Source organism: Myroides injenensis M09-0166, assembly GCF_000246945.1.
Classification (GTDB): domain Bacteria; phylum Bacteroidota; class Bacteroidia; order Flavobacteriales; family Flavobacteriaceae; genus Flavobacterium; species Flavobacterium injenense.
Window position 1 is genome coordinate 1 of the sequence record NZ_BAEX01000053.1, and the last position, 24,698, is coordinate 24,698.

Here is a 24,698-nt window from a genome sequence, read left to right on the forward strand (position 1 = left end):
GAGGGACTTTGTTCGAGAAGGGTTCGAGAATTACTCAGCTATACATTGCAAAAACAGGGGTATTCCCGAACAAGACTGCAACCGTCCCCGAACAACACTGGGATTAAACCTGAATTAAATTCTTGAAAATTTGAAAAAAAGGGGATTGTAAATTGACTTTTTTACAGTTAATTTAGAAGAAAAATACGGACTTTGATTTGTGTATTTTTTGTAAAAAACATCAGCTAGAACACTGAATAACAAGGCAAAGTTACAGTTTTTAAAATACTTTATTCACTCTTATCTGAAAATAAAATATAAAACTTTATCAACTGACAGACATAGACAACCAATATATAAAGCAAAAAAAGAAATAAATTAAAAGTAGGATTATCAGTAAAAACTGTAATTTTGATTAAAATCAATTTGAAAAGAAAATGTCATTTTACAATCGTAACAAAAAACAGTCTGTAAAAATTAATCGCAACCTCCCTTTAGCTAAAATCATTGAGGAAGCTGGAAATAAACCAGAGTATAGAGCTGTTTTTTATGAACGTATATTAGCAGATAATCTTTATCTATTAGTGGAAAGTGGAACGAATACTTCTAACCTTACTAATGGTATCGATCCTAATATTCCTATTATAACTTTTGCGAATGGAGTTATTCCTGTCTTTACTGCTCCAGATCGTATTTATGATGGAGGAGCAATAACAGAGGAAATAGATTATATTAAAGTTCCCGGTAGTGCTTTTTTCGAAATGACAATAGGGAATAGTATTATCGTTAATCCATTTTCCAAGGTTTATAAGGAACTTATTCCAATGGAAATTTCAGAAATGCTAAATGGTACTATATTTAAGCCAAATCACAGCCCAATTTTGCATACTAAGATGAATGCTCTAATCGGTGAACCTCAAGAAACACCTGAAGAATTATTACAAGAGCTCATCAACGCATATAGTCAAGAAAATGAAGTTGCATCTGCCTACCTTGGAAGGACTTTTAATGAAAAAGTAGATTCAGCACCACATTACATTATTGCTATCGAACCAATAGAAGGATGTACTAATTTCAGACCATTAGCTAGCTTAACTTCCGACATTTGTAAACCATTTTTACATGACAATAGTGAAGTCATTGATATTATTAAACTTGAAAAAGGAGGAAATTTCAGCGAATTCTTCTATGAACAATCATCTCCTTTTTATGTAAAAAAATAAAACTTCATGCAACCTAAAGCTATTTTTACGCCTATAGATATAGATACATGGCATAGAAAGCCCTATTTTGAATACTATCGCAATTTTTTAAAAACAAAATATACTGTAAGTATAAAAATAGATATTACAGAATTACATAGCCGATATAAAGAGAAAGGATATAAATTCTACCCTACTTTTATCTATGTGATAATGAAGGCGATTAATAGCAGTGAAGCTTTTAGAACTGTCTTTTATAAAGGTCAGCTAGGTCAGTGGAATTTCATGCAGCCTTCATTTACAATATTTCACAAAGATGATCAGACTTTTTCTGATTTATGGAGTGAATATCATGAAGATTTTGAAGTGTTTCATCAAGTAATAAATAATGACATTAAGAAGTATAAGGATGTAAAAGGGATAAAAATAAGAGAACATCAACCCCCAAACTTTATACCTATATCATGTGTGCCTTGGATTTCTTTTGAAAGTATTAGTCAAGATACCACAGTGGATAATGATTTTTTAAATCCCATCATTCGATTTGGAAAATTCTATGAAGAAAACAAAATGGTAAAGATACCATTATCCATCTACGTCAATCATGCCATAGCAGATGGATACCATACTTCTCTATTCTTAAACGAGGTGCAAAATATCTGCAATAAGGTAGAAGAATGGATGAAATAAAAGAAACGCCACAGATTTTTTTATACAAAAACCTGTGGCGTTTCTTTTTACTTTTGAGCGATATAAATAGCTACGCCATTTTCTAACTCTCCATATACTTCGTAGTCGTACGTGTAGGCTCTATTTAACTCCTCATTTTTTTGCCAAATCTCTTGCCATTTTGCTCCTACTGCTTGTGGTAATTCTCCTATTGCCTGGAATTTCAAGAACTCACCACCTTCAAAACTTCGTGCTACCATTCCTTCTGGTATATTCATTAAAGAATCTACCTCAACCCCTATAATCGTTGTATAATCTCCTCTATAATCACTCTCATAATCTGTGTAGATACTATACACCTTATCATTCACTCTATTATTAATTAACTGCATTATTCCCTTTTCATAAAATTCCTTCCACAAATTACCTATGTCATGCATCCCATTTCCATCAACATTATTAGTTACGACTGACAATCCTATAATTTTCATTCCTTGTTGTATCATAATTATCCTTACTTATAAAAACAAAAATACCTCAAAACAGTTGCTTTGAGGTATCTTTTATTGCTAAAAACTTTAGCTATTATTTTAAGAACTCTTTTTCTAATTCTAATGGGGTTATATAAGTACCATCTTTATAAACACGCATATTTCCTCCAGAAATTTCATCTATTAAGATAATTTGATTCGTCTCTTTGTCACGACCAAACTCTAATTTGATATCGTAAAGTGTTAAGCCTTTCTTAGCTAACTCTTCTTTAATAATAGCGCAAATCGTTTGAGTAAGTTCTTTTAATATTTTGTATTCTTCTTTTGTAAGAATTCCTAGCATTGCTAATGCATCATCTGTGATAATTGGATCTCCTCTTTCATCATCCTTGATTGTTACTTCTACATAACTGTCAAGATCTTGTCCTTCTGTTACATAAGCTGCGTATCGTCTAAAGAAACTACCAACAGCTTTATAGCGACAAATAACTTCTAAGCCTTTACCAAATGGAGTAGCTTCACGAACGACCATAGATACATCTTCTAAATCTGCTGATACATAATGAGAAGGAATTCCTTTTTCTGCTAGCACTTCAAAGAAGTACTTCGTCATTTTAAGACCACTTTTACCAGCACCTTCTATTGTCAATCCAACGGTATTAGCTCCTGGGTCAAATACTCCATTTTCACCAGTAACATCATCTTTAAACTTTAAAAGAACTTGATAATCAGAAAGACTATAGACATCCTTAGTCTTTCCTTGATACTTTAATTTCATAATGTGTGTGTTGTTATTAAGAGCCAAAAATACTACAAAACTGAAGAATTACAGCTACAATTAAAAATAAAAAATCCCTATACAAAATGTTGTATAGGGATCAGATAAATATTTCAGAAGTTCAATACTTTTTTAAATTAAATCAAAGTCACATCTGCGAGATTCTCCGCCCGGACTTTGAGCATAACTTCCTGCTCTAGGAGGTACATTACTGTTTACAGTTTCTACCCATTTCATTAGACGACTTGGAGCAATACCTTTCATAACCAAATATTCTACTACTCTATTTGCTCTTCTTTCTGCAAGCCATTCATCATATTTAGCATTTCCTCTACTATCAAAATAAACGTGTACTCTCACTTTAGCTTCTGGATTAGCATGCATAAAATTAACAATCTCATCTACTACACGCTTATTACTATCAGTCAAATAAGAACTATTAAAATCATAATAAAAGAAAGGCAAATTACTTTCCTTATTACTTGAAACTAATTTTGTTTCACCATTTTCCTTTAAAGTGTAGCTCTTAGTTTTATTTTTAGAATGTATTAAACCAAAGTTTGCAATAATTCCTAAATCCATTTGATTAACTAACACCTCAGCTTTATTATAATCATTAGCTGAACCTACAACCTTATGTACATTACTCAGATCAGCAGGCTCGAAACTATATCCACCATCTTTTTGTGTGTATACTGTAGCAATTCGGCCTCCATCAACATTATAGAAAGTAACTTCCCCTTCTACAATTGGTGAATTTGTATCTTTATCAAATACTCTTCCTTCTATTTTCTGAGCAGATACAGAACCTATACTTAATAAAGCACCAATTATACCTAAATACAATTTTCTCATAACTTATTTGTAAACGCGATTAAACTATTCTTTTACATACAAATACAAAAATAGTTAAATATTTGATATTATTAACCATTTATTCGTATTTAAATCACATATATACAGATTGCGACAAAAAAAAAGCACAAAAGATTGAATTTCGAATATTTTATTTTGAATTAAAACTAAATATTTACAATCAATTCATCAAGATAAGTACATAATTAGCAAAAGATTAATATTCATTCTATTCATTTTTCGATTATAATTTATCTTTTAAAATAAACACTTATTTTTCAATAAAAATTTTAACTTTCAATTTAAGTATTACTATTAGTACAAGGTACAATTTTGTTCTTCTCCTCTTTTTCTATCTCTTTAAAAGCAGTATGGTTAATAATAAATTACTTTTTCCCTATCTATAAAGAATAGTAATAATTTCCACCGAATTTCTTCTAATTAGCAATCTCATCTCGATTAAATAAAACTAAATCAAAAAGTTAGAATTACATTAAACACTACAAAACCCACAATAATATGAGTTAATATAAATTTAACAGCAAAAAAATAAGAATAACGCAATATTTAATTAAACGTTTGTTTAATTTTGTACTCTTAATTTTTAGATAATTGTTCTAATGGTACTTAATGACAAGCAAAAAGAAATTCTTTTGATCGCAGAAGAGCTATTCTCAGACAAAGGAATTGATGGTACTAGTATTAGGGATATTTCAAAAGCAGCTGGTATTAATGTTGCAATGATTAACTATTATTTTGGTTCAAAAAATCAAATGATTACTGCATTATTTGAAATTCGCTTACAAAGAATGCGTGAGAAACTTGCAGCACTTAATGAAAAAGATGATATCAATCCAATGGAGAAAATGATACTTTTTCTAAATGACTTATTTGACATATTACTAAAGAATGCTGGTTTCCATATCATTATGATTCGACAACTTTCAAAGGGTAGTATTGATCCAGAGATATTTGAAAACATCTTCTTGTTAAAACGCGATATCATGAAAATGATTACACAATTGACAGAGGAAGGATATGAACAGGGAATATTTAAAGCAAAACCAGATGCAGATATACTAGTTGTCATAACTATTGGGTGCATGAGCTACTTAGTACACAATGAACGATTGTTCTCTGGATATTGGAATACAGAAAATCACGAAGAATATAGTTTGCATGTCAAACAACATATATATCCTCACTTAATAAACTCACTTAAAGCAATTTTAATGTACAATGAGCAAAAATAATTATATTTTACTTGCTTCATTATTTGTTTGCAGTGTCTTTGCGCAAGAACCAATTAAAAATAGCCTGACAATTAATCAAGCTATTGCGCTAAGTCTTAAAAATGGCAAAGAAATAAAAAAGGCAAACTCAGCTACAAAAGCCTCTAAATTAGGCATAAATAGTGCAAATAACTTACGCTATCCGTCTTTAGAAGTTTCTGGTCAATACATGCATTTATTTGAAGGAACAGATGTAAAATTAAAAGTTCCTATTCCTACTGGAAATGCAGAATCTACTAATGGCAATTCTGCTATAAAACCTGAGCACTTACTGATTGGGCAAGCCAATGCTTCAATTCCTCTATTCAGTGGTTTTAAGATTAGAAATATTGTAAAGCAAAGCCAGCAAGCTTATGAATTAGCAGAAATTTCTGAAGAGTCCACTACTGAAAACGTTGTTTGGCAAGTGATCAATTTATACTTCGCTTTGTATAAAACACAACAATCTATCGATCTGTTAAAAGAAAATGGCAAAAGAGCACACCAACGTGTAGAAGATTTTAAAAACTTCCTAGACAATGGTATTATTGCTCGTAATGATTATTTAAGAGCACAATTACAAGAATCTAATGTAGAGCTTTCATTACAAGAGACAATCACGGCTTTTAAGAACTTGAGTATGCGTCTGAACACTTTACTTGACTTACCTACTGAAGAATTATTTGATATAGAAGAAGCAAAAAACATAGATGTCCTTCCAAATCAAAATGGCGAATATCAAGAAAGAAAAGACCTACTGGCTGCACAAAAACACAATGAGTTAGCACAAACTGCTATTCGAGTAGCTCGTTCTGGTTATTATCCTTCACTTGCAATAACTGGTGGGTATGCAGCTTTACAGTTGGATAAAGTCATCGACATCACCAATGCTACTAATATTGGCGTAGGACTTAAATATGATATTACTTCTATTTTCAAAAACAGAACAGAAGTAAATATTGCTAAGGCTAGAAAAATAGAAGCCGATTATCAATTACAACTTGTAGAAGATAATGCAAAACTAGAAGTAAAAGAAGCTTATAATGCCTATGAACTGGCATTAAAAAAGAATAAAGTACTCTTACAAGCATTAGAACAAGCTAATGAGAACTACCGTATTACGAAAGATAAATATGATAACGGTTTAGCAGATACTGACCAATTATTGGAAGCTGACGTTCAGCAGCTACAAGCACAAATCAACAATATGATAGGTGAAGCTGATGAGACAATAGCTCTCTATCAATACGCTTATAAAACAGGTAAATTATTGGATAAAATTGAATTAGAATAGAAATGGAAACAAACGATAAAGCTCAAAAAAAACCTTTAAACAAGAAATTTATTATTGCACTAGCTGCAATTATCATTCTTGGTGGAGGATATGGAATATATAAATACGTTCACTCATTATCACATGAAAATACAGATGATGCACAAGTAGAATCAAAAATAACACCTGTTGTATCAAAAATACCTGGTTATATCAAAGAAATTTTAGTTCTCGATAATCAAGTAGTAAAAAAAGGAGATGTATTATTACAATTAGATGATGCTGAATATCAAATAAAAGTACAACAAGCTCAGGCAGCCTACGATGCCTCTCTTAGTCAACTAAAAGTAGCTGAAGCTGGAAAAAACACTAGTGAATCTACAGTTGCCTCTTCACAAGCTGGTGCTAGTACAGCAATAGCAAATGTAGCAACTGCTAAAGCTAATATCGAAACCGCTAAAGTGCAGTTATGGAGAGCTAAAAATGACTATGAGCGCTACGAAAAACTATTTGCTAATCAATCTATTACCAAGCAACAATACGAGCAAGCTGTAGCGGCTAAAGAAACAGCCGAAAAGCAATTACAAGTTTTACAAGAACAATACAAAGCTGCTGAAAAACAAGCTAGCGCTGTCGCTCAACAAGTTAATATTAGCAAATCTCAATCTACTGCTTCTCTTTCTCAAATCGATGTAGCTAAAGCTGCTGTAGAACAAGCAAAAGCTAACTTGGATAATGCTAAATTATATTTGTCTTATACTACTATTAAAGCGAAAGAAGATGGACAAATTTCTAAAGTAAATTTACAAATAGGGCAATTAATCCAACCAGGTCAAAGTTTGTTTAATACTGTGCAGAAAAATAATATTTGGGTTGTCGCTAATTTCAAAGAGACTCAAATGGAATTTGTTAGAGAAGGACAACCTGTAATCATTAAAGTAGATGCTTTTCCTAAACACAAATTTGAAGGAATTGTAAACTCAATATCTCCTGCTACAGGTGCTAAATTTGCATTACTCCCTCCAGATAATGCTTCTGGAAACTTTGTTAAAACCGTGCAACGTGTACCTGTTAAAATCAACTTCACTAATGAAAATGATGAAATGCTAAGTCATATCCGCGCTGGGATGAACGTAGAAGTAGATATCAATATAAAAAGTGCTAAATAAATGCCATGGTAGAAGAAAATTTAGTTGAATATGGCTACAGACGAGTCATTATTACAATTACTGCTATTCTCTGTGCATTACTAGAAATTGTCGATACTACTATCGTTAACGTTGCAATGAACGATATGAAAGGTAGTTTAGGTGTTTCACTAACAGACATTGCATGGGTAGTAACGGCATATGCTATTGCGAACGTAATTGTAGTACCAATGACAAGTTGGCTGTCTCAACAATTTGGTCGCCGTAACTATTTTGCAGCTTCCATAATTATATTTACTGTAGCATCATTTTTATGTGGTTATTCTACTACACTTTGGGAAATAATATTATTTCGTTTTATCCAAGGTCTTGGAGGTGGTGCTTTATTAGTAACCTCGCAAACTATTATCACAGAAAGTTATCCAATAGAAAAACGTGGTGTAGCACAAGCTATTTATGGAATGGGAGTAATCGTAGGTCCTACATTAGGTCCTCCTCTAGGAGGTTATATTGTAGATAACTATTCTTGGCCATTTATATTCTATATAAATGTACCTTTAGGTATCCTTGCGACAGTATTGACCTTCTTGTATGTAAGAAGTCCTAAATATGCAGAGAAAAGTAAATTAAACGAGATAGACTTTTTAGGTATTATCTTTTTAGCCATCGCTGTAGGTGCCTTACAATATGTATTGGAACATGGTCAACAAGATGACTGGTTTGAAAATAATACTATCCTCACGCTGAGTATTACTTCTTTCTTCGGTTTCTTTTTCTTTATTTGGAGAGAACTTACCTGCGATAAGCCAATTGTGAACTTAAGGGTTCTTAAAGACTCTAACTTAGCATTTGGTACTGTATTGTCATTTATATTGGGATTTGGTCTGTATGGATCTACATTTATTATACCAATCTATACGCAATCTATTTTAGGTTGGACAGCTACAGATGCAGGGATGCTACTTGTACCTAGTTCATTAATGACTGCTGTAATGATGCCCTTTATAGCTAGAATGTTACAAAGAGGAGTACCACCTAAATACTTAGTAGCTACTGGTTTCTTTGTTTTCTTTGCTTATAGTTTCTGGGCGCATAATGTATTAACACCTGATACAGGAAGTGATCATTTCTTTTGGCCATTAATAGTAAGAGGAGTTGGTCTAGGACTTTTATTTGTTCCTATCACTACATTATCATTATCTAATCTTAGAAATAAACAAATTGGTGAAGGTGCTGCATTTACAGGAATGATGAGACAGTTAGGAGGATCTTTTGGTATCGCCTTAATAACTACATTTATCTCGAGATGGACAGTAAATCATAGATTAGCATTAGTAACACATCTAGATACAGCATCAGTAGAAGTACAAAATAGAGTACTAGCATTGCAACAAAGTTTTATAGCAAAGGGATATCCTGTCGATGAAGCGTTACAAAAAGCTTATACTATACTTGATTTAGGAGTGACTAAGCAAGCTGCCGTTTTGACTTATATGGATGTATTTATGTTTTTAGGAGTTTTATTTTTAATATGTATTCCTTTTATCCTCATCTTTATTAAGAAAGGAGCCGGTAAAATTATTGCAGGGGCAGGACATTAATACACAATAAAATAGATATTCAAATCGGAGACTTTTTAAGATAAAAGTCTCCGATTTTTTTTAAATTTATTCAAGTAAAATATCTATTAATAACATCTAACAATAAACCAAACAATATGAAATATTTACTACTCCTATTGTTCTTAACATCGATAAGCTTTGCACAAAATAGAGAGTCTATATTAAACTATAGAAATATCATTAGAATTGATAATATTAATACACCTGAAGAACAATCTACTTTTCTAATAAAAAAGAAACAATTAAAATCAGAATTACTATCTTATTATTGTGATTATGCTTTACCAAAAATCAAAAAGATAGAATTGATTAAAAACAATAATAACTATTACCTTAAAAGTACTTTTAAAAATGACGTACTGATAAGTAAACTTCATCTTGTGACAAACCCTAGAAGTGAGGCTATATTTGCAGTCATAGATACAGAGGCATGCTTAATAGCAAAAGATAAACAAGACTACTACCTTTCCAATAAAGCCAATGAATCTAAAAACACTCATGAACATTGCACTATGATTAGCTCCAACTAAAAAAAGCTGCCTTATGGACAGCTTTATTAGTTTATCTATTACTTAGCTATTGCATTCAATAATAATTGAGCAGAAGCTTCATTTGTAGCCAATGGTACATTGTGCACATCACATACCCTTAGTAACATATTAATATCTGGTTCATGTGGATGCTTACCAAGAGGGTCTTTAAAAAACAACACCATCTCTGTCTTTCCCTCTGCCACTCGTGCAGCTATTTGAGCATCACCTCCTAGTGGTCCTGATAACATACGTTTTACTTCAAAACCTTCATCTTGTGCCATGCTACCTGTAGTACCTGTCGCAATTAAAGTAATATCTTCTCTAGATAATATATCTCTATTCTTTTTGATAAAATCAAGCAATTGCTTTTTCTTAGCATCATGGGCTACTATTGCTATTTCCATATCTTAAATTATTATTTGTGATAATTAATCAAACCATCTAAAGGCTTCTGAATTATCTGTCCTATTTTAATACCATATTCATCCAGTACACTTCTAAACTCATCTTGTAAGAAGTAAGCAACTGACCCTACAAAGTTAACTTTACATTCTTGATATTCAATATAATTCATTATATAATGCTTTACAAAAAATACAATTTGTTCTCTTATTATCTTTTGAAAGAAAGGGTGATCTCTATGTTCAATTAAAAAAGGCAAAAAAGAAGCTAAATAAGCATTAGGGTTTTCGCGTTTATAAAAATTATACTTAACAACATCTGCATCAATATCATATCTAGCACTAAATGGTATAGCTAAATCCACTGGCATAATTTGTAAGAAATAACTCTTAATAAGCAATCTTCCAAAAGAACTTCCACTACAATCATCCATTGCCATATAACCAAGAGACTGAATGCGCTGATGGATTTTTTCTCCATCAAAGTAAGATACATTCGAACCAGTACCATTAATACAAACTATCCCCTTCTCTCCTCTTGCTACTGTTGCATAAATAGCTGCGTAAGTATCTTCATGTACATTTATAGATGTACAATTAGGAAAGTATTCCTCGAAAAACTTTACAACAATACTTTTTGTCCGATCAGAACCGCACCCTGAACCATAAAAAAAAGTTCTTTAACCTCGTACTTATTCTTGTAAATGTCAGGAACAGTATTCACGCGGGTAAAGAACTCTTCAATGGTAATAACTTCGGGATTAAGTCCCAAACTTGTAACCGAAGCTATTACATTTTTATTTTGGTCAAAGAAGATCCAATCAGCCTTAGTAGAACCACTATCGACTATAATCTTCATTTAACTTACTTATTTTACATTATTCAATAAAACAGCCATATCAACCATTTTTGAAGAATAACCATATTCATTATCATACCATGCAACTAATTTAAAGAAAGTATCGTTTAATGCAATACCAGCTTTAGAGTCAATAATACATGTATGTGGATCAGATACAAAATCTTGAGATACAACATCGTCTTCTACGAATGCCATCACTCCTTTTAATTCATTCTCTGATGCTTTTTTCAAAACGTCCATTATTTCTTCGTAAGAAGTACTTTTACCTAATTTCACAGTTAAATCAACTACAGAAACGTCTGCTGTAGGTACACGCATAGACATACCTGTCAATTTACCTTTTAATTCTGGGATTACTTTTCCTACCGCTTTAGCAGCTCCTGTAGATGCTGGAATAATATTTACTAATGCAGAACGTCCACCTCTAAAGTCTTTTTTAGATGGTCCATCAACTGTAAGTTGAGTTGCAGTAGTAGCGTGAATAGTTGTCATTAAACCTTCTACAATTCCAAAATTATCATTAACAACTTTAGCTAATGGAGCTAAACAGTTAGTAGTACATGATGCATTAGAAATAATAATATCTGTTGGTTTTAATTCTTTCTCATTTACTCCCATTACAAACATTGGAGCATCAGGTGATGGAGCAGAAATTAATACTTTTTTAGCTCCTGCATAGATATGTTTTTGACAACCAGCTAAATCTTTAAAAATACCTGTACAATCAGCCACAACATCAACTCCTACCTCATCCCATTTTAAAAGTGATGGATCTTTTTCAGCAGTAACTCTTACTTTCTTACCATTGATATATAAATGTCCATCTTTTACTTCTACTGTACCATCGAAACGTCCATGAACTGAGTCATATTTAATTAAATATGCTAATTGCTCTACAGACATTAAATCATTTACTGCAACAATCTCTACATCATTTCTTTTTACCGCTTCTCTTAACATTAAACGTCCGATACGACCGAATCCGTTTATTCCTATTCTTGTTTTCATACTCTTGCTATTTTTATTATTAAATTGTTATAATATCTGAAACTCTTAGTAACTCTTGATCTATTGGCGCATGCCCTTTTACAGCTTTAGTAAGAGGCGTTAATGCTACTTGATCATTTATTAAACCTACCATGTAATTACGTTTACCTTCTAAAAGAGTTTCTACTGCCTTTACACTTAATCTACTTGCTAATACACGATCAAAGCAAGATGGAGCTCCTCCTCTTTGCATATGACCTAATACTGATACTCGTACTTCATATTCAGGAAGGTTTTCTTCAACATATTCGCCTAATTCAAAAACATTCTTTCCTAATCGCTCTCCTTCTGCTACAATTACAATACTCGAAGATTTACCAGATTTCTTACTTTTCTTTAGTGATTCTAATAATCTCTCCATACCCATATTCTCTTCTGGGATCAAGATCTCCTCTGCTCCTGCACCAATACCTGCATTTAAAGCAATATGTCCTGCATCGCGTCCCATTACTTCAACGAAGAATAAACGCTTATGTGAGCTCGCAGTATCTCTGATTTTATCTACTGCATCAACAACTGTATTTAATGCTGTATCAAAACCTATTGTATGGCTTGTACCATGAATATCGTTGTCAATAGTTCCTGGTATTCCCATAATAGGAATATCATATTCTTTACTTAAAAACATCCCCCCTGTGAAACTACCATCTCCACCGATGATTATCAAAGCGTCTATTTCTGCTTTTTTTAAGTTCTCATATGCAGCTCTACGACCTTCTGGAGTCTTGAATTCATTACAACGAGCTGTTTTTAAGATTGTTCCTCCTTTATTAATAATGTAGTTTACATCTCGTGGACCTAGAACTTCAAAGTCACCTTCTACTAATCCTTGGAACCCTCTGAAAATACCTACACACATTACATCGTGGTATGAACAAGTACGAACAATAGCTCTAATAGCTGCATTCATACCAGGAGCATCACCACCTGAAGTTAAAACACCAATCTTTTTTATTGCATTACCCATATCTTAATCGTTTTGAGTAAATTTAAGAAATAATAGGCATTTTAACAATTTTAAAACCTTATTAAATTCTTATATATCTACTATTATTTTGTTAAATCGTAACAATCTCATTACTTAGAGTTTTGCTTCTTACGATCTTCATAAAAACGAATAAAATCTCGGTTAAAATCTGAATCTGGAAGTTCTTCAGTACGATTATTTTCCTTATTGTTCTTTTGTTTCTTCTCTTTAGCTCTTTTATCGGCTTGTTTTAATATTTTAGAAAACAATTCTTTGAACGTATCAAAGTCTACTTCATATGTTACCCCAACACCTTGGGTATAACCAATTCCCTCACCTATATAGTTAATATCGTTCTCTCTGTTGAAGAAACGAGCATTTAATGTACCTTCTTCATTAATGCGCAAGAGCACTTCGACATCTCCCACAATTACTGATTGCTCTTCGCCTCCCATTGGTACTCCTAATTTTCCATTAACTGAAATACGATCATTAACTTTAGTCGAAAAAGTCACCCCTAACCTACCTTCTGTTTGAGTATATGGATTACGCTCTCCTTGTGCGTAATTTAGACCAACACGGAACTTATCATCTTCATCAGAGAACAAGTCATCAAAGATACTACTAGCTCGCTCAAATAAGCTTCCCGCTAATGTAGAAGATGAATTATCAGATGAGAAGAAAGAACCAGTCGCTAATAAAGCCATAGCTTGTCTTTCTCGAGTATCACGATCACTCAATTTATAATCTAATTCCGATTTCACAACAGAACTAACAGTTGGGAAGTTAATATTAAAGTCAACTTCCGGATTGCTTAAACTACCGTTTAGCACAATAGCTACGTCTGTTGGTACTTTTCTATTAATAATAGAGTTATCGATAATGACACTAGGATTTGCTTCTGTATGGTAAATCGCTTGTAAATCAAGAATTGCATTCATAGGATCACCATCCCAACGAATTGTACCATACTTTTTAACCACAAATTTCTTATCTATTAGCCCTCCGTATTTAAAGTTATATTCTCCTTCATAAGCTTGAAAATCTCCCCACATATTAAACTTCCCTAGCGTATTGATTTCCATAGTAATAAAACCTGCACCTCTTCCTTTCATTGCATGACCAGATTCGCGATCTAAAATAATTTCAATCTCGGCATCAGGCGTAACTATAAACTCAAAGTCTAACTCTATACCACTATTTTTATAACGATATAGATCAATATCCTTGCCACTTAATCTTTGTTGTTTTTCTTTTGGAGATAAGAAATGTATATAATTATTTTCTCCCGTATTTTGAGCTTCTTTTAATGGAATCTTAATTGTTGTCCCTTTATTAGATGTAGCATTAATTGTAATACCCAGCATTTCAACTGGCCCTGATATTTTTGCCTCACCATTGATATATGCAGTACCATAATAAATACTTCCTTCTTCAAATTTTGTATCTAATGCAAGTAAATTTGGCGAAGACAAGCTCAGGTTTAATACCCAATCTTTAAACATTTTATGCGAGACATTCCCATCCAGAATACCCTCTGTTTTAAACTTTGTATCTATAATACGCGCTCTTCTAAGGATAAACTGTTTTTCTGTTAAATCCAATGGGGTATGCTCCTCAAAATTGTAATCTACACCAGTAAATTTAGAGGTGACTCCTGCCTCACTCATATATAGTCTACCGTTTACATCAGGCTGACTAGGCGTCCCTTGTATACTAATTTTTCCTGAAGCAGTCCCTCTCATATTGGTTACAACTGACTGCAACAATGGACCTATTGGCTTAAGCGAAAAATCTTTAAACCCTGATTCTAGATTAAAATAAGTTTTCTTATCTAAGATATTAATATCACCATTTAAATAGAAGTTCTCTTTTTCTTGATCTACGATTGAGGTTCTAACCTTAAAGTTGTCAAGTCTCTCGTTACCATCTACATTAAACAACATATTTCCTAAAAAGACTTTATTGATACTTAATGAATCAATAGTGATATTCGCCTTAGGATGATATAATTCTTTATCCTGTGAGAAATGCACTTCACCATCTATATTCCCACCAAATGCTATATTATCAATATCTGGTGTGATCTTAGCTAAATCAACATGTAAAAATGATAAATCAAATCGTTTATATGTAGAATCTCGTACTATACCACTTAAATTAACTTCTTGGTGATTATGTGAGATTGACAATGAGTCTATTTTAAAATCTGTTAGTTTCTTATTGAAGATTATTTTATTATTCTTATTTTCATACTCATTTATATTCCATAAGAAATCTTTAAAAAACACTTCTGACTTTTTAAATCCTACTACCGATAGATTATCCTTATTAATCGTATGATATAAGTTAAGATTAAAATTATCTTTACTATTAGCCCCTCCTTTAAATTCTGAACGAATAAACAGGGTATCATTATGCGTTAGATTAATCAAATTAAAATCTGATAATTTATAGGCATTCGTCTTAATACTATCTACAGCTATATATGCATTATATAATGGGTTACTATTATTCACATTTAGTAAGATATTATAAAATGCAAAATTGTCTAATGCTATACTAGGAGAATCAAAGTTTAACTTAAATTCATGTTTATCATTATCAATTACTCCATCGATATGCGTTTTTTCACTAACCGTTAATTTGGGGAAGAATACTTCTATTAAGCGATTGTGAATTGTAATATCAAAATCTAAATATTGTCCTTCTTTTATTTTATAAGGTGAATAGTTAGTATATAAACTACCCAAGCCATTTGTAAACAAGGCTTTTAAATCCTTAAAAAAGTATTTACCCTTCACATATCCTTGTATGGCTTCTTTTGAATTTATTTTAATACTACGTTCACCTTCTTCATTAAATTTTGTTTCAATAGAAAACTCATCAAATACATAATGATCTTTACTATTGTCATAAATAGAAGAATGAACTTTAAATTCTCCTTCTAAATCTTCTATAGTGTTCCCTGAAGCTCTAAATTCAAAATCACCACTAAATTTCGCTATAGAATCATTTACAAATTTTAAAGCATATAAATCAGCATAACCAACTTCTGCTTTAAAATCATAGTTTTTAATCTTAGCACTTAAATCTATCTTACCGTTAAAGTCTAATTGTAAATTAGGATCCTCAGTGTGTACTAATCCTTTAAAATAAGGCATTTTCATAGTACCATCTACTGCAATCTTACTGTATTTATAATTTGCAAATTCAATCGAGAAAATGTCCCCTTTCACGGTAGTATTAAGAGACTCTTGATTAAATCCTTTTCCATCGACATATAAATCTAATGAAGTAAGACCAAGCTGCTTTGCCTTTACAAATGCACCTAAATCAAATTTATCTAATACGATATTTCCTTTATAAGTAGCATTCTCTGGCTCATTCAAATGGTGAATATCAAGAGTTGATTTTGCAAGACCTACAGATGTTAATACTTTAATATTGGTATTCAAAGTACGCTTTGTCATTTCCAATTCTCCTGTCAAATCAATCCAACCTAAATCATTTAACTCCACAGGTAATTTATCTTCTAATAAAGCAGGCATCAGCCCTACTAAATTAGATCTGGAAATAAAAAGACGAGAAAGATTAGTACTCATCCAAAAAGGCTTCTCCTTATCAAATACATTCTTAAATGTAAACTGACCAAAAACTCTAGATTCGTTTTCATCTAATAATTGTCCATTGGTGATAGTGAAATTATTCATTACCCCATCCATCTTACCTTTAAAATACAAATTCTTATTTGCAGCGAACTCAGGAGCAAAAGCATTAATATCAGAAGTATTTAATTTTGACTTTTTAATTTCAAAATCCCAATTTACCTTATCAGTAAAATACTTCATATCACCCAATGCGAATGTAAAGAGTAAATCCCCCTCTATAGATGATTTGTCTGTCACTAATTTCAATGCTTGAACACCTATAGAAGTTTTCGTGTGAGAGAATTCACCAGTTAGTTGTTTGACATTTAATCCCCAGTGATCTTTAAAATGTGCTTCTTTTATCGATCCATATATTTCTGGTCCTTTGATATAAAAATCATCTACTTGTCCAGTCAACTCTTTAAAATCTACTGCTACAGGTACTTCATTATTATCATCTGATATCTTTAAATGCGAATTTTTTAAAACGATACGCTTTGACTTTAATCTAAACTTACCATCTCCCTCTTCTCCATTGTCGAATGCAGCTATTAAGTCATCTAGATTGGTAGTCTCTTCCCCTTTATATTTGTGAATATTTAAATACAGTTCATTAATAGTTGTATTTCCTACAAAAATATGACCTTGCTTAAGTGCTTCAAAATCTGCAATTCTAGTCTTAAAGCTTTTTATTTCTATAAATTTATTTTTATGATTATCTTTTGCAGAGACACCTTTAAGAGTAATTCGCCCCAAAAAGTCAATATACAATCTATCTACATCAAAATCAGTACCGAATTTATCGTTGACCTTATCGACAGCAATACTCGCTAGCACACTCTGAACAATAGGTAATGACAAAGTAGCTATTAAAGCAATTATTAGACACAAGCTCGCTAAAAGTGAGCGAAAAACTATTTTTTTAAATTTTTTGATAACGTTTTATGTTTTAAATTTGCCCTAATTTATTTGTTAGATTTATATCTACGTAACTCGCAAATTTAGTTATTTTTCTAATGACCTCACTAACATTTTACGAGATATAATAATCAAAATTTTTACAAAAAAGCATCAATAATAAAATGTCAATAAAACCAACTTATATATTAGCTATTGAAAGCTCATGTGACGATACTTCAGCCGCTATTATGGCTAATAACAAAGTATTATCTAATATTGTAGCTCGACAAGACATTCACGAAGAATATGGTGGAGTAGTTCCAGAATTAGCCTCTAGAGCCCATCAACAAAATATTGTTCCGGTGGTAGATGTCGCTCTAAAAAAAGCAGGGATAACAAAAGAGCAATTAGACGGTATTGCTTTTACTCAAGGTCCTGGATTAATGGGCTCATTATTAGTAGGAGGTTCTTTCTCTAAATCTTTAGCACTAGCCTTAGATATTCCGCTTATAGCTGTTAATCACATGCACGCTCATATTCTATGTCATTTCATTGATGAAGAAAATTTTGACAAACCAGAATTTCCATTTCTTGCCTTAACGATATCAGGCGGACACACGCAAATCGTACAAGTAAACAGTTTTTTTGATTTAAAAATTTTAGGTGAGACGACTGATGATGCCGTTGGCGAAGCTTTTGACAAAACTGCAAAAATATTGGGCTTCCCTTACCCTGGGGGACCTTTAATTGACAAATTTGCCAAAGAAGGAAATCCAAAAGCTTTCTCATTTACAAAACCAAAAGTAGATGGTCTTAATTTTAGTTTTAGTGGATTAAAAACACAAATATTATACTTTATACAAAAACAAGTTGCTGCTAATCCTAACTTTATTGAGGAGAACAAAGCAGATATCTGTGCTTCTATTCAACATACCATTATTAATATTTTAATGGACAAACTAAAATTAGCGGTGAAAGAAACAGGCATCAAACAAATTGCTATTGGCGGTGGTGTTTCTGCCAATTCAGGTATCCGCCAAGCGTTAAAAGATGCAGAGAAAAAATATGGATGGAAAGCTTTCATTCCTAAATTTGAATATACCACCGATAATGCTGCTATGATTGGTATTGTGGGATATTATAGATTTAAAGAATCAAAGTTTGCTGATTCCACAACTGTTTCTAAGGCACGTATTGAATTTTAATCAACCTAATTATCTTATGCAATTATTTTATTCTCCTAATATTTCTAAAGACCAACAAACTTTTGCCTTTGATAAAGACGAAAGTAAGCATATCGTACGTGTCTTAAGAAGAAAGATTGGCGACACTCTACATGTTACCGATGGTAAAGGAACGCTATTTACTACCAAAATATCTTTAGATTCTGATAAGAATTGCTTGACGGAAATCGTAAGTTTTGAAGATCAAGCGCCAACTCCTTTCCGTTTGCACATAGCGGTAGCACCAACAAAAATGAATGAGAGATATGAGTGGTTCTTAGAAAAAGCAACTGAAATAGGTATTCATGAGATAACACCTATTATTTGTGAGCATTCAGAGCGAAAAGTAGTAAAGACAGAGCGCTTTGAGCGAATAATTCATTCAGCGATGAAACAATCTTTACAAATGCATTTACCTATCCTTAATGAGCCTATTTCGCTTAAAGATTTCTTAAATCAAAATCACGAAGGCGAACTTTATATTGCTCATTGTGAAGAAGACAACGCAAAAATTCTATTAAAGGATTCTATCGTTCCTAATAAAAATTACTTACTTTTAGTTGGTCCTGAGGGAGACTTTTCACCAAGCGAAATTAAATTAGCTTTAGAAAAAGGATATAAGCCTGTATCCTTAGGGCATACTAGACTAAGAACTGAAACTGCTGCATTAGTAGCCGTTCACAGTTTTGTATTTGTAAATGAATAAATAAACTATGCTAAACTCTAAAATCATTTCAGCAGGAATAGTAAGAGCAGTTCTAATTCTATTCGGAATTTTTATAATTGCCTATATCTTACACGAGATAAGTATACTATTCATCTATATAGGATTGGCTTTTGTCCTTGCCTTAATTGGCAAACCTATAGTTGAATTGTTGCGAAAAAGATTAAGACTAAAGAAAGTCTTTGCTGTATCTATTACTATGATCATCTTCTTGGCATTTTTTGCAGGGTTTATATTTATGTTTGTACCACTATTTACTACACAAGCTCAGAATCTATCGGTTCTTAATACCTCTCACTTGCAAAGTGATTTTAATGGATTAATCAACAAAATAGACCTTTATTTAGATGCAAAAGGTTTTAGCCTTGACAAAATTATTGAAAGCGCACAGATTAAAAAACAGCTTAATTTAGACTTCGTTCCTAACTTAGTCAATACTTTTTTAAGCATGTTAAGCGATATAGGAATTGGAGTTTTCTCTATTTTATTTATTACCTTCTTTTTCTTGAAAGATCAAGTATTATTAGAATATCAGTTTAAAAAACTCTTCCCTACTAAACATGAGAACAAAGTACTTAACTCAATCGATAAAATCAACAATTTATTGTCGCGATACTTTCTTGGATTAGTAATTCAAATCTCAGTTATTTTCATATTAAGTTTAATTGTATTACTAATATTTGGTGTGAAAGGCGCAGTTATGATTGCCTTCTTATGTGCGATATTAAACATTATTCCATATATCGGACCATTAATTGGAAACATATTAGGGGTAGTATTAACTATGTTAAGCTATATAGGTGATAATTTTATTGAGGTTACCTTACCTAAAGCATTCTCTGTAATGGTTGGTTTCCTAATTATTCAATTATTAGATAACAGTATTAGCCAGCCATTAATCTTTTCAAATAGTGTAAAATCGCATCCATTAGAAATATTTATTGTGATATTAGCGACAGGAATGTTTGCTGGTATATTTGGAATGATCGCAGCTGTTCCTATCTATACTTGCCTTAAGGTTATAGGTAAAGAATTTCTACCGAATGTAAAATTTATTCAACTACTTACAAAAAAACTTTAATTGAAAACATTATTACTCAATAGTGCTGTTCAGCAATATATACAAGAACATCTTGATACAGATATAAAAACACTTGCTTTCAAAAAAAGTCCATTTGAAGGTATTGAAATGATTGATTTATTAACTCAAATAGAGTCTAAACAGAAAGCAAAAACAAAACTACCTACTTGGTTTCATACTGATAATATTCTTTTTCCAAAAAAGCTCTCAATAGAACAAACTTCTTCAGAGACTTGTGCTGCTTATAAAGCTTCATTAATCACTGGTAAAAATCTAATCGACTTAACGGGTGGTTTTGGTATTGACTGTTACTATTTTGCAAAGAAATTTATTACAGTTACCCACTGTGAAATGCAAGAAGAACTTAGTGAAATAGTACAACATAACTACACATTACTAGACGCTAAAAATATCAATACTTATACCGGTGATAGTATTAAATATTTAGCCAACAACAAGACAAAATGGGATTGGATCTATATCGATCCAGCAAGACGCAATCAAGCAAAAGAAAAAGTATTCTTCTTAAGCGACTGCGTTCCTAACGTTCCAGAGAATTTAGATACACTATTCGACTTCTCAGATAATATTTTAATAAAGACTTCTCCTCTACTAGATATTCACGCTGGTATAGCTGAATTAAAGTACGTTAAAGCTATTCATATTGTAGCATTGAACAATGAAGTAAAAGAGCTGTTGTGGATTTTAGAAAAAGGCTTTGAAGGAGAAACCTTACTTACCGCTATTAATATCAATAAAGGTCAAGTATCCAAATACGAAATACCTCTTAACAAGCAATGTTCTCCATCGTATAGCGCACCCCAAACCTATTTATACGAGCCAAATAATGCTGTCCTTAAAACAGGTAAATTTGATTGTCTAGGAGCGTCTTATTCAGTAAACAAACTTCACCAACATTCACAATTATATACTAGTGTAGAAGTCGTAGAGTTCCCTGGTCGCACATTTAAAATACTTGATATTTTCGAATACAATAAAGCTAATGCTAAAAATGTACTCTCAAATATCAAAGCAAATGTAACCACTCGTAATTTTCCATTAAAAGTAGAAGAACTTAGAAAAAAATGGAAAATAAAAGATGGTGGAGATATTTATATCTTTTTTACAACTAATATATCTGATCAAAAGATTTTCATCTTCTGTGAAAAAATAGATAAAGACTCGTAAAACATTTATAGAGATTCTATTCGACCTACTCTAAGTTTAGAACAAGTATTTTTTCTTTACTTTTAATACTGTAGTGTGTAATTGTGATTTTTGGTGAAACATTTACAAAGAAAGAAATTAGCTACATTAAATGCTATTCATAGCTAAATCGTGGGCAATGAGTCCATTGTAACTCCATTGTAACTCCATTTTGACACTATTAAAACTAGTGGTTTTAATGGAGGCAATATAAAGTTATAATGGAATGAATATGCTTTTATCCTCCACTTGACTGCTTCTATACACTCCTATTTACTATATAATTGAGGCAAATTAATTTCGTAAAAACAGTTCTATAACATTCCTCATTTTATTTCCTTAACCCACTAAACAATAGCATAGTAGCGTATATTTCGTTATTCTCCTCATATAAGAGAGTATTCTAATATTATAGATAAGTTCTCTAGTTCCCCTCCTTTGGAGGGGTGCCCAAAGGGCGGGGTGGTTTGAGTACTTTATTTACGAATATAATAAACGATAATTCGTGCTGAAAAAATTACTTTTTAGACTTACTTTTCTCATCAAAATAGAAGTTATAAATGCCTATATTTTTTCTTTTAAAAAGTAATAAAAATGAAGCAAAAAGAACAAAATTTGAAGTTTAATATATATTTTAGTAACTTTGTATAAATTTTTTAATTAAATCCGCTTATTTTTCTGTCTATTTAAAAGATTATTGTATATCATTTTTCAGTAATCAATATCAAAAGGAATCATCCTTATTTTAATTCTAATCCTAGACTAAATAAGCACAAAACTATTACTACATGCTTAGCATCGAAAAGAAAAACAAAGAAACCAATTTTACTAACAATGATATCGAAACTTATGTTGCGTTCTTATATCAACACCTAGAACAATACGGAGATAAAGCAGAAGATATTACCAAAGCTATTCATTACGCTTTAGGTATTGATAATAAACCTGGAGGAGCTGTTTTTATTGCAAAAGATGAAACAAAACAAATTGTCGGAATATCTGTTGTCCTTGACACAATGATGGAAGGATTCATACCAGAACACATCTTAGTATACATAGCTGCAGATAGCCGCGTACGTGGTAATGGAATTGGTAGTCAATTAATAGAATTTATAAAAAAAGAAACAAAAGGATCAATAGCACTTCATGTAGATAAGGACAATCCTGCTCAAAACTTGTATGAGAGAATGGGATTTGAGAAAAAATACATTGAAATGCGTTTATCTAAATAATTATGGCCTTTATAACATTAGATACTAAGAAACTTAAACACAATTTTGATGGTTTAACGACATTATTTGAAGATCACAATATTGATTGGGCTGTTGTCGGAAAACTTCTATGTGGTAATGAAACTTTTTTAAAAGAAGTTTTAGCTCTTAAACCTAAGCAAATATGTGACTCACGAGTTTCTAATTTAAAGAGTATAAAAGCAATTGATCCAACAATAGAAACTATTTACATCAAGCCCGCTCCTAATGGCAGTATTGATGAAATTGTCACTTATGCTGACATAAGCTTCAATACAGAATTAGAAACAATAAAACTACTTTCTGAAGAAGCCGTCAAACAAAATAAAATTCACAAAGTCATCATCATGGTGGAGTTAGGTGAATTGAGAGAAGGAGTATTAAGAGATGATTTAATTGATTTTTATGAGCAAGTTTTCAATTTACCAAATATAGAAATCATAGGTTTAGGTACCAACTTAACATGTATGTATGGCGTCTTACCTAATAATGATAAGTTAATTCAATTGACTCTTTACAAAGAACTACTTGAGTTAAAGTTCAATAAAAAAATTCCTTTTATTTCAGGAGGTGCATCAGTTACTATACCATTAATCATTACAAACAGTATTCCTACTGCAATCAATCACTTCCGAATAGGTGAAACTTTATTCATGGGGACAAATGCCTACGATGGATCAGTTTACGAGAATTTTGAGCAGAATATCTTTAAGCTACATGCCGAAATAATTGAACTCCACGAAAAGCCTATGATGCCAGAAGGTGAGTTTGGGCATAATATGACTGGGGAAAAAGTTTCTTTTAATCCACAATGGGAAGATAGTACTAATTATAGAGCAATCATTGATTTAGGATTATTAGATATAGACAAGGAGCATATCACTGCAATATGGAAAGATATTGAATTCGTAGGGGCTAGTTCTGATATGATGGTGATTGACCTGGGAGATAATAATAGAGATTTAAAAGTTGGAGATACTATTCCTTTTCATATGGATTATATGGGGATTTTGAGAATTATGAATTCCGACTATGTAGATAAAATTACGATATAATCTATCAAAAAACGACAATACACTTTAATTGCATTTCTACAAAAACTATAATAATGTAATGTTAAATATTATTACGTTAAAATAATTGTGAACTAAATTTGTTTTTCTCAATCAAAATCATTTTTTATCATGATTAACACAATTATCCCTTTGGGTGGTGTAGCACCATCTGAACTAATAGTTGTTGTTGCAATCGCTTTGTTATTATTTGGAGGTAAAAAGATTCCAGAATTAATGAAAGGACTTGGAACAGGAATTAAGGAGTTTAAACAAGCTACACGTGAGACAAACGCTGATAATGCGTCTGCCCCAAAACAACCAGTTACTCAAAAAGTTGAAACGTCAACTACTGAGTCTGTGGAAGACAAACAATAATCTAGTTGATCTTAATCATTTATACAGAAAAACTAAGATTTATTAAGAAGATTTAAAAAAGTTGGAGTAATATTACCCAACTTTTTTAATGTCTTTATTACTTTATTGCTAACAAAGACGAAAATAAAGTAATAGA

At 31.7% G+C, this 24,698-nt stretch carries 21 protein-coding genes and 1 pseudogene; 14 read left to right on the forward strand and 8 right to left on the reverse strand.

What is annotated here, in order from left to right; all coding sequences use genetic code 11:
* Positions 1-416: 416 nt before the first annotated feature.
* Together RH98_RS09565 and RH98_RS09570 are read left to right on the forward strand one after the other, a co-directional pair.
* Complete coding sequence (locus tag RH98_RS09565; protein ID WP_010253691.1) at positions 417-1,202, forward strand: enhanced serine sensitivity protein SseB C-terminal domain-containing protein; 786 nt, start codon at positions 417-419, stop codon at positions 1,200-1,202.
* A 6-nt stretch (positions 1,203-1,208) separates the two neighbouring features.
* A complete protein-coding gene (locus RH98_RS09570) occupies positions 1,209-1,871 on the forward strand; it encodes a chloramphenicol acetyltransferase (protein ID WP_010253693.1) in 663 nt (220 codons plus the stop codon).
* 47 nt (positions 1,872-1,918) lie between these two features.
* On the opposite strand, the gene RH98_RS09575 is transcribed toward RH98_RS09570, so the two are convergent.
* The 3 genes from RH98_RS09575 to RH98_RS09585 form a co-directional block, all read right to left on the reverse strand.
* Positions 1,919-2,356 (reverse strand): GyrI-like domain-containing protein, encoded by a 438-nt coding sequence (locus tag RH98_RS09575; protein WP_010253695.1) that lies wholly within the window; start codon positions 2,354-2,356, stop codon positions 1,919-1,921.
* 79 nt (positions 2,357-2,435) lie between these two features.
* Positions 2,436-3,119: a phosphoribosylaminoimidazolesuccinocarboxamide synthase gene (locus RH98_RS09580; RefSeq protein ID WP_010253697.1), complete on the reverse strand. Its 684-nt coding sequence runs from the start codon at positions 3,117-3,119 to the stop codon at positions 2,436-2,438.
* Positions 3,120-3,251: 132 nt separating this feature from the next.
* On the reverse strand, positions 3,252-3,974 hold the full coding sequence (locus RH98_RS09585) for an OmpA family protein (protein ID WP_010253701.1): 723 nt from the start codon (positions 3,972-3,974) through the stop codon (positions 3,252-3,254).
* Between the two features lie 620 nt (positions 3,975-4,594).
* On the opposite strand from RH98_RS09585, the gene RH98_RS09590 reads away from it, so the two are divergent.
* From RH98_RS09590 to RH98_RS09610, 5 genes are all read left to right on the forward strand, one after another.
* Positions 4,595-5,227, forward strand: a complete 633-nt coding sequence (locus RH98_RS09590; protein WP_010253703.1) for a TetR/AcrR family transcriptional regulator — start codon at positions 4,595-4,597, stop codon at positions 5,225-5,227.
* Positions 5,214-6,539, forward strand: coding sequence for a TolC family protein (locus RH98_RS09595; RefSeq protein WP_010253706.1), 1,326 nt, complete (start codon positions 5,214-5,216; stop codon positions 6,537-6,539). The genes RH98_RS09590 and RH98_RS09595 overlap by 14 nt, the downstream gene beginning before the upstream one ends.
* A 2-nt stretch (positions 6,540-6,541) precedes the next feature.
* Entirely contained in the window at positions 6,542-7,687 is a 1,146-nt protein-coding gene (locus RH98_RS09600) for an HlyD family secretion protein (RefSeq protein ID WP_010253708.1), read from the forward strand.
* 5 nt (positions 7,688-7,692) lie between these two features.
* Complete coding sequence (locus tag RH98_RS09605; protein ID WP_010253710.1) at positions 7,693-9,267, forward strand: DHA2 family efflux MFS transporter permease subunit; 1,575 nt, start codon at positions 7,693-7,695, stop codon at positions 9,265-9,267.
* Positions 9,268-9,383: 116 nt separating this feature from the next.
* Positions 9,384-9,818: a hypothetical protein gene (locus RH98_RS09610; protein ID WP_010253711.1), complete on the forward strand. Its 435-nt coding sequence runs from the start codon at positions 9,384-9,386 to the stop codon at positions 9,816-9,818.
* A gap of 38 nt (positions 9,819-9,856) precedes the next feature.
* On the opposite strand, the gene RH98_RS09615 is transcribed toward RH98_RS09610, so the two are convergent.
* The 5 genes and pseudogenes from RH98_RS09615 to RH98_RS09635 form a co-directional block, all read right to left on the reverse strand.
* On the reverse strand, positions 9,857-10,225 hold the full coding sequence (locus tag RH98_RS09615) for a methylglyoxal synthase (RefSeq protein ID WP_010253712.1): 369 nt from the start codon (positions 10,223-10,225) through the stop codon (positions 9,857-9,859).
* An 11-nt stretch (positions 10,226-10,236) separates the two neighbouring features.
* A pseudogene (locus RH98_RS09620) lies at positions 10,237-11,081 on the reverse strand (BadF/BadG/BcrA/BcrD ATPase family protein).
* 9 nt (positions 11,082-11,090) lie between these two features.
* Positions 11,091-12,092, reverse strand: coding sequence for a type I glyceraldehyde-3-phosphate dehydrogenase (gene gap, locus RH98_RS09625; protein ID WP_010253717.1), 1,002 nt, complete (start codon positions 12,090-12,092; stop codon positions 11,091-11,093).
* Between the two features lie 19 nt (positions 12,093-12,111).
* Positions 12,112-13,098, reverse strand: coding sequence for a 6-phosphofructokinase (gene pfkA, locus RH98_RS09630; RefSeq protein ID WP_010253722.1), 987 nt, complete (start codon positions 13,096-13,098; stop codon positions 12,112-12,114).
* 110 nt (positions 13,099-13,208) lie between these two features.
* Complete coding sequence (locus tag RH98_RS09635) at positions 13,209-17,609, reverse strand: translocation/assembly module TamB domain-containing protein (protein WP_010253725.1); 4,401 nt, start codon at positions 17,607-17,609, stop codon at positions 13,209-13,211.
* Positions 17,610-17,830: 221 nt separating this feature from the next.
* On the opposite strand from RH98_RS09635, the gene tsaD reads away from it, so the two are divergent.
* The 7 genes from tsaD (at position 17,831) to RH98_RS09670 (ending at position 24,562) form a co-directional block, all read left to right on the forward strand.
* Entirely contained in the window at positions 17,831-18,853 is a 1,023-nt protein-coding gene (gene tsaD, locus RH98_RS09640; protein WP_010253728.1) for a tRNA (adenosine(37)-N6)-threonylcarbamoyltransferase complex transferase subunit TsaD, read from the forward strand.
* A 16-nt stretch (positions 18,854-18,869) separates the two neighbouring features.
* Positions 18,870-19,577 carry a 16S rRNA (uracil(1498)-N(3))-methyltransferase gene (locus tag RH98_RS09645; protein WP_026038834.1) on the forward strand — a complete coding sequence of 236 codons (708 nt, stop codon included), beginning with the start codon at positions 18,870-18,872 and terminating at the stop codon, positions 19,575-19,577.
* 7 nt (positions 19,578-19,584) lie between these two features.
* Positions 19,585-20,676, forward strand: a complete 1,092-nt coding sequence (locus RH98_RS09650) for an AI-2E family transporter (RefSeq protein WP_010253733.1) — start codon at positions 19,585-19,587, stop codon at positions 20,674-20,676.
* Positions 20,677-21,864: a THUMP-like domain-containing protein gene (locus RH98_RS09655; RefSeq protein ID WP_010253735.1), complete on the forward strand. Its 1,188-nt coding sequence runs from the start codon at positions 20,677-20,679 to the stop codon at positions 21,862-21,864. It abuts the gene before it with no gap.
* Positions 21,865-22,670: 806 nt separating this feature from the next.
* Entirely contained in the window at positions 22,671-23,114 is a 444-nt protein-coding gene (locus RH98_RS09660; RefSeq protein WP_010253737.1) for a GNAT family N-acetyltransferase, read from the forward strand.
* A gap of 2 nt (positions 23,115-23,116) precedes the next feature.
* On the forward strand, positions 23,117-24,187 hold the full coding sequence (locus RH98_RS09665) for an alanine racemase (protein ID WP_010253740.1): 1,071 nt from the start codon (positions 23,117-23,119) through the stop codon (positions 24,185-24,187).
* Positions 24,188-24,316: 129 nt separating this feature from the next.
* On the forward strand, positions 24,317-24,562 hold the full coding sequence (locus RH98_RS09670; RefSeq protein ID WP_010253744.1) for a Sec-independent protein translocase subunit TatA/TatB: 246 nt from the start codon (positions 24,317-24,319) through the stop codon (positions 24,560-24,562).
* The last annotated feature ends 136 nt before the right edge of the window (positions 24,563-24,698 follow it).